This is a genomic window from Nocardioides sp. GXQ0305 (assembly GCF_050880345.1).
Classification (GTDB): domain Bacteria; phylum Actinomycetota; class Actinomycetes; order Propionibacteriales; family Nocardioidaceae; genus Nocardioides.
Genome location: NZ_JBNYXG010000001.1, coordinates 255,418 through 267,521, shown reverse-complemented (window position 1 = coordinate 267,521; position 12,104 = coordinate 255,418). Strand labels below are relative to the sequence as shown.

12 protein-coding genes are annotated in these 12,104 nt (G+C 72.2%); 1 reads left to right on the top strand and 11 read right to left on the bottom strand.

The window, feature by feature from the left end:
• Positions 1-2 precede the first annotated feature (2 nt).
• From ACQ1X7_RS01315 to dacB, 10 genes are all read right to left on the bottom strand, one after another.
• Positions 3-500 carry a DUF3180 domain-containing protein gene (locus ACQ1X7_RS01315; protein WP_432476339.1) on the bottom strand — a complete coding sequence of 166 codons (498 nt, stop codon included), beginning with the start codon at positions 498-500 and terminating at the stop codon, positions 3-5.
• Complete coding sequence (gene folK / locus ACQ1X7_RS01310) at positions 497-1,066, bottom strand: 2-amino-4-hydroxy-6-hydroxymethyldihydropteridine diphosphokinase (protein WP_432476338.1); 570 nt, start codon at positions 1,064-1,066, stop codon at positions 497-499. The genes ACQ1X7_RS01315 and folK overlap by 4 nt, the downstream gene beginning before the upstream one ends.
• A complete protein-coding gene (gene folB / locus ACQ1X7_RS01305; RefSeq protein WP_432476337.1) occupies positions 1,063-1,434 on the bottom strand; it encodes a dihydroneopterin aldolase in 372 nt (123 codons plus the stop codon). The genes folK and folB overlap by 4 nt, the downstream gene beginning before the upstream one ends.
• Positions 1,424-2,263: a dihydropteroate synthase gene (gene folP, locus ACQ1X7_RS01300; RefSeq protein WP_432476336.1), complete on the bottom strand. Its 840-nt coding sequence runs from the start codon at positions 2,261-2,263 to the stop codon at positions 1,424-1,426. Before folP ends, folB begins: the two co-directional genes overlap by 11 nt.
• 4 nt (positions 2,264-2,267) lie before the next feature.
• Positions 2,268-2,891: a GTP cyclohydrolase I FolE gene (gene folE / locus ACQ1X7_RS01295; protein ID WP_432476335.1), complete on the bottom strand. Its 624-nt coding sequence runs from the start codon at positions 2,889-2,891 to the stop codon at positions 2,268-2,270.
• Positions 2,888-4,945 carry an ATP-dependent zinc metalloprotease FtsH gene (gene ftsH, locus ACQ1X7_RS01290; protein WP_432476334.1) on the bottom strand — a complete coding sequence of 686 codons (2,058 nt, stop codon included), beginning with the start codon at positions 4,943-4,945 and terminating at the stop codon, positions 2,888-2,890. Before ftsH ends, folE begins: the two co-directional genes overlap by 4 nt.
• A gap of 352 nt (positions 4,946-5,297) precedes the next feature.
• Entirely contained in the window at positions 5,298-5,849 is a 552-nt protein-coding gene (gene hpt, locus ACQ1X7_RS01285) for a hypoxanthine phosphoribosyltransferase (protein WP_432476333.1), read from the bottom strand.
• A 4-nt stretch (positions 5,850-5,853) separates the two neighbouring features.
• Positions 5,854-6,834, bottom strand: coding sequence for a tRNA lysidine(34) synthetase TilS (gene tilS / locus ACQ1X7_RS01280; RefSeq protein WP_432476332.1), 981 nt, complete (start codon positions 6,832-6,834; stop codon positions 5,854-5,856).
• Between the two features lie 4 nt (positions 6,835-6,838).
• A complete protein-coding gene (locus ACQ1X7_RS01275; RefSeq protein ID WP_432476331.1) occupies positions 6,839-7,864 on the bottom strand; it encodes a zinc-dependent metalloprotease in 1,026 nt (341 codons plus the stop codon).
• Positions 7,865-7,893: 29 nt separating this feature from the next.
• Complete coding sequence (gene dacB / locus ACQ1X7_RS01270; RefSeq protein WP_432476330.1) at positions 7,894-9,354, bottom strand: D-alanyl-D-alanine carboxypeptidase/D-alanyl-D-alanine endopeptidase; 1,461 nt, start codon at positions 9,352-9,354, stop codon at positions 7,894-7,896.
• A 110-nt stretch (positions 9,355-9,464) separates the two neighbouring features.
• Between dacB and ACQ1X7_RS01265 the strand changes: the two genes are divergently transcribed.
• A complete protein-coding gene (locus tag ACQ1X7_RS01265; protein WP_432476329.1) occupies positions 9,465-9,959 on the top strand; it encodes an inorganic diphosphatase in 495 nt (164 codons plus the stop codon).
• 127 nt (positions 9,960-10,086) lie between these two features.
• Here ACQ1X7_RS01265 and ACQ1X7_RS01260 read toward each other — a convergent pair whose 3' ends face one another.
• The gene (locus ACQ1X7_RS01260; RefSeq protein ID WP_432476328.1) at positions 10,087-12,078 is read right to left on the bottom strand and encodes an acyl-CoA dehydrogenase; all 1,992 of its coding nucleotides are present in this window, start codon (positions 12,076-12,078) and stop codon (positions 10,087-10,089) included.
• Positions 12,079-12,104 lie beyond the last annotated feature (26 nt).

Below are 12,104 nucleotides of genomic sequence, written 5' to 3'. Positions count from 1 at the left end.
GACTAGGGGTCCTCGTGGCGTTTTCGGACACGACACGCTCGTTCGAGGAGCAGTGCCCCGACGACGATCACCACCCCGGCGGCGGCGGCCACCAGCGAGCGGACGATCCGCTGGTCGGCCCCGTCGCCCGGGACGCCGAGCCAGCTCAGCGCGTAGCCGGCGTACCCGCCGGCCACCAGGCCGCCGACGACCACGCAGGCCCGCGCGAGCACCAGCCGGTTGACCGCGCGGTGCGGCTCCAGGTACTCCCCCCGGACGTGGAGGGTCCGGTGGGTGACCAGCGCGGCCGCCAGCAGCACCGCGCCCACGAAGAACAGCGCGATCGGCTGCAGCCAGGACACCACCAGCGGGGTCCCGAACCGGTCGACCACCGGGTGCAGCAGCCAGCCGCCGACCAGGCCGACCATGACCGAGCCCCCGACGGTGGCCGGGGACGTCGGCTGCAGCCGGCCCTCCGGCGGTGGCCCGTCCGGTTCCTCGTCGGACGGACCCTGCGTCACTGGAGCTCGAGCGCCAGGTCCTCGCGGCGCGTGATCCCGGACCCGTCGAGGCCGTCGAGCAGCTCCTTGATCGACCCCACGCCGGGGATCTCGGCGTCGGGCTCGAGGTCGTGCCACGGCTGCAGCACGAACGCGCGCTCGTGGGCCCGGGGGTGCGGGAGGGTGAGCTGGTCGTCGTCGGCGCGGCGGTCACCCACGACGATGATGTCGACGTCGAGGGTACGGGGCGCGTTGCGGACCTCGCTGCGCTCACGGTCGTAGGCGTCCTCGACGGCGAGCGCACGGTCGAGGAGCCGGTGGGCGGCCAGGGTGGTGTCGGCCAGCACGACGGCGTTCAGGAACATCGGTGAGTCGTCGGGGGCGTCGACGGGTTCGGTCTCGTAGACCGGGGAGACCGAGGTCACCCACACGTCGGGGGTGTCGGCGATGGTGTCGACCGCTCCCTGGAGCGCCCCCATCCGGTCACCGAGGTTGGACCCCAGGGCCACGACGACCCGCCGGATCGGCCGCATCTCCCCCGTGAGGGTGTCGGCGTCGATGATGTTCGGGTTCGGCGTCTCGGTCACAGGCTGTCCTCACGTTTCTGAAGGATCGTCAGTGCCACGTCCTCGAACGTCGCCTCGATCGGGGCATCCGGCTTGTGCACCGTCACCCGTACCCATTGAACACGATGGTCCGAAAGGGCAACGCCCGAGATCCGCCGGGCCAGGGTCTCGATCAGATCGACCGGATCCGACTCGACGACGGTCTTCACTCGTCCCACGAGGCTCCCGTAGTCGACGGTGTCCCGCAAGTCGTCGCTGGCCGCGGCCGCCCGGGTGTCCACGCCCAGCGTCAGGTCGACCACGAACACCTGCCCGTCCCGCCGCTCGTGGTCGTAGACCCCGTGGTGGCCGAAGCACTCGATGCCGGTGATGGAGAGCTCATCGGTCACGGGGCTCGCCTCCTCGCTCCTGCTCCAGCCGGGCGAGGACGGCGAGGGCGTCGGCACTGGAGCGCACGTCGTGGACCCGGATCCCCCACGCGCCCCGCTGCGCCAGCAGCAGGGTCAGCGCGGTGCTGGCGGCCTCGCGGTCGTCGACGGGCCGGGGCGACCCGTCGGGGCCGGGCAGCAGGCTGCCGAGGAAGGACTTGCGGCTGCCGCCCACGAGCAGCGGGAATCCGAGGGCGTGCAGCTGCGGGGTACCGGCGACCAGAGCCCAGTTGTGGGAGGCCGTCTTGGCGAAGCCCAGTCCGGGGTCGAGGACCAGCCGGTCGTCGGGGATGCCGGCGACCCGCGCAGCCTCGACCCGTTCGCCGAGCTCGCGCACCACGGCGGCGACCACACCGCCCGGCTCGTCGTAGTGGGCCAGCGACTGCATCCGGTCGGCGTGGCCGCGCCAGTGCATCGCGACGTACGACGCACCCGAGTCGGCGACCACGTCGAGGATCGCAGGGTCGGCCAGCCCGCCGGAGACGTCGTTGACGATGCCGGCGCCCGCCTCGATCGCGGCGCGCGCCACCTCGGAGCGCATCGTGTCGACCGACACGACGGCGCCCTCCGCGGCCAGGGTCGTGATCACGGGGACGACCCGCGACAGCTCCTCCTCGACCAGCGGCCGGGTGGCTCCCGGCCGGGTGGACTCGCCGCCCACGTCGACGATGTCGGCCCCCTCGGCGAGCAGCCGACGGCCGTGGTCGATGGCCGCCTCGGCCTCGACGAACCGGCCCCCGTCGCTGAAGGAGTCGGGAGTGACGTTGACGACGCCCATCAGCAGAGGCACGGCGTCACGACCTGCCGTGGCTGCCGTGGATCAGGGCGAGCGCCTCGGCACGGGTCGCGGGCTCCCGCAGCATCCCGCGCATGGCGGAGGTGATCGTGCGCGAGCCGGCCTTGCGGACCCCGCGCATCGTCATGCAGAGGTGCTCGGCCTCGATCACCACGATCACCCCGCGCGCCTCGAGGATGTCCATGAGCGCGTCGGCGACCTGGGAGGTCAGCCGCTCCTGGACCTGCGGCCGCTTGGCGTAGACGTCGACCAGCCGCGCCAGCTTGGATAGGCCGGTGATCTTGCCGCTCTCCGCGGGGATGTAGCCGACGTGGGCGACCCCGGTGAACGGCACCAGGTGGTGCTCGCACATCGACCACAGCTCGATGTCGCGGACCACGACCATCTCGTCGTGGCCGATGTCGAACGTCGTCGTCAACACGTCCTCGGCGCGCATCCGCAGCCCGCTGGTGAGCTCGGCGTACGCGCGGGCGACCCGCGCCGGTGTCTCGTGGAGCCCCTCGCGGGAGGGGTCCTCGCCGATCGCGATCAGGAGCTCGCGCACGGCGGCCTCGGCCCGCTCGTGGTCGTAGTCGGGGACCTCGTCCGGGTCACGCTCCGGCAGCGACACGGGGTCCGTCATCGAGGTGGCTCAGGAGGGGTCGGCCCCCCGAAGCCCGGGTCACCGTGGACGTCGCCGCCGGCGCCGGGCGGCGTGATCACGACCCCGCCGTCGCCCTCGTCGGGCACCGGCTGGCCGTTGGACTGGGCCCGCTCGCGGACCTCCTCGGGGATCTCGATCGGCGGGATCTCCGACGGGTTGCGGTCGGGCGACCCGGTCCAGGCCGGACGGTGGGGACGACGGCGCAGCGGCTCGAAGACCGCGGCCGTCTGCTCCTTGTCGAGGGTCTCCTTGTCGAGCAGGGCGAGGACCAGGGCGTCGAGGACGTCACGGTTCTCCTCGAGGATGTCGAACGCCTCCTGGTGGGCGGTCGCCAGCAGCAGCTTGGTCTCCTGGTCGACCTTGGCGGCGACGTCCTCGGAGTAGTTGCGGCTGTGGCCGAGGTCGCGGCCGAGGAACGGCTCGGAGTTGGACTCGCCCAGCCGGATCGCGCCCAGCTTCTCGGTCATGCCGTACTGGGTCACCATCGCCCGGGCGAGGTTGGTGGCCTTCTCGATGTCGTTGCCCGCGCCGGTGGTGACGTCGTGGAAGACCATCTCCTCGGCGGCGCGGCCGCCCATCATGTAGGCCAGCTTGTCGAGCAGCTCGCTGCGGGTCTGGGAGTACTTGTCCTCGTCGGGCAGCACCATCGTGTAGCCGAGCGCGCGGCCCCGCGGCAGGATGGTGACCTTGTGGACCGGGTCGCTCCCGGGCAGCGCGGCGGCGACCAGGGCGTGGCCACCCTCGTGGTAGGCGGTCACCAGCTTCTCGTGCTCGCTCATCAGCCGGGTCCGACGCTGCGGCCCCGCGATGACCCGGTCGATCGCCTCGTCGAGGGCCGGGTTGTCGATCAGCTTCTTGTTCTGGCGGGCGGTCAGCAGGGCCGCCTCGTTGAGCACGTTGGCCAGGTCGGCGCCGGTGAAGCCCGGCGTACGGCGGGCGACGCTCATCAGGTCGAGGTCCTGCGCCATCGGCTTGCCGCGGGAGTGGACCTTGAGGATCTGGTGGCGGCCGGTGAGGTCGGGCGCGTCGACCTGGATCTGGCGGTCGAAGCGGCCGGGCCGCAGCAGCGCCGGGTCGAGGACGTCGGGCCGGTTGGTCGCGGCGATCAGGATGACGCCGCCGCGGACGTCGAACCCGTCCATCTCGACCAGCAGCTGGTTGAGGGTCTGCTCGCGCTCGTCGTGGCCGCCGCCCATGCCGGCCCCGCGGTGCCGGCCGACGGCGTCGATCTCGTCGATGAAGACGATCGCGGGCGCGTTCTCCTTGGCCTGCTCGAACAGGTCGCGGACGCGGCTCGCGCCGACACCGACGAACATCTCGACGAAGTCGGAGCCGGAGATGGAGTAGAACGGCACGCCCGCCTCGCCGGCGACCGCGCGGGCCAGCAGGGTCTTGCCGGTGCCGGGGGGGCCGTAGAGCAGCACGCCCTTCGGGATCTTCGCGCCCACGGCCTGGAACTTGGCCGGCTCCTGCAGGAACTCCTTGATCTCGCCGAGCTCCTCGATGGCCTCCTCGCAGCCCGCGACGTCGGTGAACGTCGACTTCGGCATGTCCTTCGAGATCAGCTTGGCCTTGGACTTGGCGAACTGCATCACGCCCCGGCCGCCGCCGCCCTGCATGTTGTTCATCAGCCACAGGAACACCAGCACGATCAGCACGATCGGCAGGAACGTCGCGAGGATCGAACCGATGACGCTGGGCCGGGCGATCTCGGTCGTGTAGCTCTCGATCTCGCCGGCCTGGATCTGCTCCTCGACCTGGGCCTCGATGTCGGCCTGCGTGTCGGTCAGCCAGTAGGCCATGACGTCGTTGCCGCCCTCGCGCTCGACGTCGTCGTCGAGCGTGGCCTCGATGACCTGGTCGCCGTCGATGAACTTGATCTCCTGGACCTGGCCGGACTCGATGTACTCGATCATCCGGGACGTGGAGATCTCCTCGTGCTCGCCGGTCGGGACGAGGTACTGGAGGGCGAGCAGGACACCGGTCACGGCGAGGATGCCGATGACCCAGCGGTTCAGCAGGATGCGCTTCACATGCTTCTCTCGGGCTCAGGGGCTGCGTGGACCGACGACGCTACCCGCCGTCGGCACCGACCATTCTCGCAGGCAACCCCAACGGCTGCCCAATGAACGCCGTGGTCCAGGCCCTGCCCGGCCTCCCGGGGTTTCGAGGCTCGGCGCTGGCGCGCCTCGCACCTCAACCTCCGACGGCGGTCACCGCCACCACCCAGGGAGGTTGAGGAGCGAAGGCCCCCCGGGCCTGAGCCTCGAAACCCCCGCACCTCAACCTCCGACGGCGGTCACCGCCACCATCCACGGAGGTTGAGGAGCGAAGGCCCCCCGGGCCTGAGCCTCGAAACCCCGCACCGCTGCAGGCGGCGACCCGTCAGGAGTAGACGTGGGGGGCCAGGGTGCCGATGTCGCGCAGGTTGCGGTACCGCTCGCGGTAGTCGAGGCCGTAGCCGACGACGAACTCGTTGGGGATGTCCCAGCCGACGTACTTGACCTGCACCGGCATCTGGAGGGCCTCGGGCTTGCGGAGGAGGGTGCAGATCTCGACGCTGGCGGGCTCGCGCGACTCCAGGTTGGAGGTCAGCCACGAGAGGGTCAGCCCGGTGTCGATGATCTCGTCGACGATCAGCACGTGGCGGCCGGTGATGTCGGTGTCGAGGTCCTTGAGGATCCGGACCACGCCACTGGACTTGGTGCCGGAGCCGTAGGAGGAGATCGCCATCCAGTCCATCTCGAGGTGGCGGGTGAAGCTGCGGGCCAGGTCGGCCATCACCATCACCGCGCCGCGCAGGATGCCGACGATCAGCAGGTCCTGGCCGTCGTAGTCGGTCTCGATCTGTCGGGCCAGGTCGCCGAGCCGCTCCCTGATCTGGGCCTCCGTGAAGAGGACGTTGACGAGGTCGTCTTCCACGTGGGAGGCATCCATGGCGTCAGGATTCCACAGCCGTACGGCGGAACCGCAGGTGACCGGCCTCCCGGACCGCGGTGACGTGGCCGGGCAGCTGCACCTGTCCGGTCACCTCGCCGGCGGCGAGGTCGACCAGCGCCCGGACGTGGACGTGGAACAGCTCGGAGGGCCGGGCTCCGGCCGCCACGGCGGCCAGCCGCAGCACCCGGGACGCGACGGCCTCGTCGAGGTCGCGCAGCCGGGAGAGCGGGAGACCCTCGTCGGTCCGCAGCCGGGCGTGCTGCTCCTCGGCCATCCGGTCCAGGGCCTCCATGTCCGGCCGCAGCTGGGCGGCGGTGCGGGCCAGGGTCTCGGCGACCCCCGGGCCCAGCTCGCGCTCGAGCACGGGGAGCACCTCCCGCCGCACCCGGTTGCGGGTGAAGCGGGGATCGTCGTTCTGCGGGTCGTCCCACCAGGCGATCCCCTCGGCGCGGCAGGCCGCCTCGGTCCCGGAGCGGCGCACGTCGAGCAGGGGACGGACGAACACGTCGTACGCCGGGCGCATGCCGGCGATCGAGCGCCCGCCGCTGCCCCGGGTGAGGCCCAGCAGCACCGTCTCGGCCTGGTCGTCGAGGGTGTGGGCCAGCAGCACCCGTCGGGCGCCGGTCCGCTCGGCGACCTCCTCGAGCACGGCGTAGCGGGCCTGCCGGGCAGCGGCCTCCGGCCCCTGTCCGCCGCCCTCGACCCGCACCCGTGCCGACAGCGTCTCGTCGGCGCCGAGCGAGGCCATCGCGGCCACGACCTGCTCGGCCCGCTCGGCCGAGCCGTCCTGGAGCCCGTGGTCGACGGTGGCGCCGATCACGTGCACGGCGAGGTCGCGGGCCTCGTGGACGGCAGCGGCGAGCAGGGCGAGGGAGTCGGCCCCGCCCGAGCAGGCCACGACGACCCGGTCGCCGGGCTCGAGGCCGGCCAGCGCCCGGCGTACGCCACGACGGCACGCGGCGACTGCGGGCGGGAGCGTCACCGGGCTAGAGGACGCGGGAGACCCAGGTCTCGGGCGCCGCGATCTCGGCCTTCGACGGGAGGTTCTCGGGGCGCTCCCAGACAGCGTTGAAGTCGGCCATCCCGACCTTGTCGACGACCCCGCGGACGAACGTCGCGCCGTCGCGGTACTGGGCCATCTTCGCGTCGAGGCCGAGCATGCGACGCAGGAAGCGGTCGAGGACACCGACGCCCTTGCGGCGCTGGTCGAACTTCTTCCGGATCTCCGCGACCGAGCCGATGACCCGGGGCCCCACGCCGTCCATGACCACGTCGGCGTGGCCCTCGAGCAGCGACATCACGCCGGTGACCCGGTCGAGGATCTCCCTCTGCTCCGGGGTGCTCAGCGCGTCCAGCACGCTGCCGGTGCCGCTGCCGCGCAACGCCTCCGACACCCGCTTGACGCCGTCCTCGAGCAGCCCGCCCGGGTCGACGGTGTCGGCCAGCGCCGTGATCTGGGCGAAGAGGTGGTCGCGCAGCCACGGGACCGCGGTGAACTGGACCCGGTGGGTCTCCTCGTGGAGGCACACCCAGAGCCGGAAGTCGTCAGGGTCGGCCCGCAACTCGCGCTCCACGTGGACGACGTTCGGGGCGACCAGCAGCAGCCGACCGGTCGGCTCGTGGAAGGGATCGAACTGGCCGAGCACCTTGGAGGCGAGGAAGCCGAGCAGCAGCCCGACCTCGGTGCCGGTGACGCGGGACCCGACCGCCCGGGCGACGCCGGTCGGTTCTCCCTTCTTCTCGGCCAGCTTCGCCACCACCGGGGCGAGCATCGTCGAGAACGCGTCGGCATTCGCCCGCACCCAGCCGGCCCGGTCGACCACGAGGACCGGCGCGGTGCGCTCCTCGGCCACCAGCCCGGTGAAGTCGCGGACCAGCCCCGTGGAGCGGTCGGCCGCGGCGCGGAGGTCGGCCACCGCGGCGGCGGCCTCGTCGGCGGTCACCTCCGGACCCTGCCCGGCGAGACGGGAGCCGATGGCGGCTGCGAGGTCCCAGTCGACCATCGAGTTCATACAGGCGACCCTACGGGGCACCGCAACGCTCACCGCGTGCAGCGGCAGGCACCGAGGCCCTCGGCGAGCTCGTCGAGCTGCTGCTCGGCGTCGACCGTCCTGGCCAGCCGGATCCTGTCGGCGGACAGCACGAAGGCCATCGGCGTCCCCGCCTGGTCGGTCGCGACACCGGCCAGCGCCCGGACTCCGGTCAACGTCCCGGTCTTCGCGCGGACCCGGCCGAGCCCCGCCCGCGGCCCGGTGTCGAAGCGGGTCGCGAGCGAGCCGGTGTAGCCGCCCACGGGGAGGCCGGTCAGGAGCGGCCGCAGGTCCGGCCGGTCCGGCTCCGCGGCCACCTGGAGCACGGTCACGAGCGCAGGACCGGTGAGCCGGTTGTCACGCGACAGCCCGCTGCCGTCGTACAGCCGGACCCCGTCCAGCGGGACCCCCAGGTCGCCGAGGGACCCGGTCACCGCCCGGGAGGCTCCGGCGAAGGACGCCTCCTCCTCGCGGGCTAGGGCCACGTGGCGGGCGAGCACCTCGGCCCCCTCGTTGTCGCTGATCTCGATGACCCGCTCCGCGACCTGGGACAGCGGGGCGCTGGACACCGAGGCCAGCTCGTCGGCGCGGCGCGGCGCCCGGGAGGCGCGGACCGCGCCGGTGACCTGCACCCCCTGGGCGCGCAGCGCCTCGGCGAAGGCGGCCGCGGCACCGGCGGCGGGGTCGGCGAGCCGGCCGTAGCCGATCGGGTCGAGGCCCTCGTCGACCCAGAGCGCGGTGATCGGCGACACGATGTCGTCGGGGACGTAGTCGGACCGCCAGGCAGGGTTGTCCGTGGGACCCGTGAACAGCGAGTCGTCGTAGGAGAGCCGGACGGGCTTGCGCCACTTCCCCTCCCGCAGCGACTGCGCCGTCTGCCGGGCCAGGTCGACCAGGTTCGCCCGCGGCGGCCACTCGTCGGCGGGCGCCGGCTTGCTCACGAGGAACGGGTCCCCTCCGCCCACCAGCGTCAGTGCGCCACGGCGGCCGACGACCGTCGTCGTGAACCGGTGGTCGGGGCCCAGCTCGGCCAGCGCCGCGGCCGCCGTCACCACCTTGGTCGAGGAGGCCGGGACAAATGCCTGCTGCCCGGTCTCGAAGACCATCCGACCACCGTCGAGCGGGGCGACCGCGGCGTGGACCGACTTGCCGAGGTCGCGGTCGCGCAGGCCGGGCGCGAGGGCGCGGCGTACGGCGGCGCGGGAGAGCATGTCCTGGTCCGCCTCCTCGGCCACGGGCGCCGGCCGGTCGAGCGCGGGCACCTCCAGCCCCTCCGGCGGCGCCACCGCCGCGGGCTCCTCGACCGGGTCCGGCGGCTCGGTGTCGAACCAGCGCTCCCCGAGGTCGAACCGGTACGCCGCCACCGCTCCACCGAGCAGCACGACCACCAGGACGATCGGCAGCCACCGGGTGAGCAGGCGGCCACGCCCCGAGGCCTGCCCCACCTCGTGGCTTCGGTCACGTCTGGTCACCCACGACCCCTTCCGGCTGCCCTCCCGGGTGCACTGTCGGGGCCATTGTGCGCGACACTGGACCTCGGCCCGGACGCGCCCGGGCGTACACGAGGTGGAGGAGCGGGAGCGTGCTCGAGTTCGACGTGGTGGTGGAGATCCCCAAGGGGGAGCGCAACAAGTACGAGGTCGACCACGTGACCGGCCGGATCCGGCTCGACCGGATGCTGTTCACGTCGACGGCGTATCCCGCCGACTACGGATTCATCGAGGACACGCTGGGGCAGGACGGCGACCCGCTCGACGCCATGGTCATCCTGCAGCAGCCCACCTTCCCCGGCTGCCTCATCGCCTGCCGCGCGATCGGCATGTTCCGGATGACCGACGAGGCCGGCGGCGACGACAAGGTTCTCTGCGTCCCCACCCACGACCCGCGCCTGGAGCACCTGCGCGACATCAACCACGTCTCCAAGTTCGACCGGCTCGAGATCCAGCACTTCTTCGAGGTCTACAAGGACCTCGAGCCCGGCAAGTCCGTCGAGGGCGCCGACTGGGTCGGCCGCACCGAGGCCGAGGCCGAGGTCGAGGCCTCCTTCAAGCGCTTCCAGGAGAACGGCGGCCACTGACCTCCCGCGAGCCGTCAGCTGCGCAGGTTCAGAAGCGCGCGAGCCGTCAGCTACGCACGTTCGACCCAGCACAAGTGACGGCTCGGCAGGTTTCCAGGCTGCACGAGTGACGGGTCGCGGAGTGAGGTCAGCCCACCAGCTCCGGGGAGCGGAGCAGCTCGGGAGGGACGCCGAAGGCGTCGACCAGGTCGCCGGCAAGCGGGCGGACCTTGCGGCACAGGCCGTTGACCTCGCGGCTGATCGCCTTGGACCGCTGGCTGGACAGGCGGCCGTGCTCGAGGAACCAGGCGCGGTCGGCCTCGATCGTCGACAGCGCGAACAGGTCGCAGAGCAGGGTGAGCGCGACCTTGGTGTCGCCGTCCTCGAGAGAGGCGACCTTGTCGACGAACGCGTCGAGCACCTGCCGCTCGACGTGCGCCCGGGCGGCGGCGACCACGTGGTCCTGGACGCGGGAGAACACCTCACCGGCGTCCTGGCCGCCGTCGATGCCGCGCTTGAGGCGTCGCGCGACCCCGGAGAGCATGTGCTCCTCGCGGAACCGCAGCATCATCCGGTGGTAGTCGGGGTCGAGCAGCCCGGCCTCCTGGTCCCACTCGTCGCCACCCGGCAGCACGTCGCGGACGCGCTCGATCAGTGTGTGGACCGACGTCCGCTCGATGACCGTCTCCACGGCCACGCCGGCCACGAACCGGACCATCGCGAACTGGTCCATGTCCTCGAACTCGTTCGCGTAGTCGGTGAGCAGCCCCTTGGCGACCAGCTGGAGCAGCACGTGGTTGTCGCCCTCGAACGTCGTGAACACGTCGGTGTCGGCCTTCAGGGCGGCGAACCGGTTGAGCGCGCGGTAGCCCTGGCCGCCGCAGGCCTCCCGGCACTCCTGGATGGTGCGGGTCGCGTGCCAGGTGCCGAGCGCCTTGACGCCCGCAGCGAGGGACTCCAGCTCCCGCCGCCGGTGGTCGTTCTCCCCCTCCTCGGGGGCCTCGGTCCGTGAGAACACCTCGTGCAGCTCCTGGGCCACGACCTCCTGCGCGAAGTGGAGCGCACACGTCCGGGCGAGCAGCGGCAGCAGCCGTCGCTGGTGCAGGCCGTAGTCGAGCAGCAGCTCCTCCCGGTCCTCGGAGGTCGCGTTGAACTGCCGGCGCCGGTCGGCGTACGTGACGGCGAGGGTGAGCGCCACCTTCGACGCGTTGATCCCCGCGCCGCCGACGCACACCCGTCCCTGCACGAGCGTGCCGAGCATCGTGAAGAACCGCCGGTCCGGGTTGTCGATCGGGCTCTCGTAGCGACCGTCGGGCGTGACGTCGGCGAACTGGTTGAGCAGGTTCTCGCGCGGCACCCGCACCCCGTCGAAGGTGATCCGGCCGTTGTCGACGCCGTTGAGCCCCATCTTGAGCCCGTCGTCCTCGATCGTGATCCCGTCGAGCACTCGCCCGTCGCGGCGCAGCGGTACGACGAGGGCGTGGACGCCGTGCCGCTCGCCGGCGACCTCGAGCTGGGCGAAGACCACGGCGAGCTCGGCGTGCCGCGCGGCGTTGCCGATCCAGTCCTTGCGCGCCGACGGGTCGGTCGTGGTGACGACGAACTCCTCGGCATCCGGGTCGTAGGTGGCCACGGTGCCGAGCGCCTGCACGTTGGAGCCGTGGCCCACCTCGGTCATGGCGAAGCAGCCCAGCACGTTCCCGGTGATCAGGTCACGCAGGTACGCGTCGTGGTGCCGCTCGGTCCCGAGCTGGAGGATCGCGCCGCCGAACAGCCCGAACTGCACCCCGGCCTTCACCAGCACCGAGAGGTCGCCGTAGGCGAGCGTCTCGAACGCCGCGACGGACGCGCCGATGTCGCCGCCTCCGCCGTACTCCTCGGGGAAGCCCATGCCGGTCTGGCCGGTACGGGCCATGGTGACGAGCAGGTCGCGGACCCGGTCGCGGAACCGGTCGGTCGCCATGGTCTCAGCGTCCTCCAGGACCGATGCGTGGTCGACGAGGTTGGTCCGGACCAGGTCGCGGACCTCGGCGTAGCGGCCGTCGAGCACCCGCCGCAGCTCGGCGACGTCGATGGTCGGCCTGGTGTATCCCGGCGATTCGTCGGCGGCGTCAGCGGACGCCGCGGTGTCGGTGGCCATGGACCCGACCGTACTGCCGGGTAGCC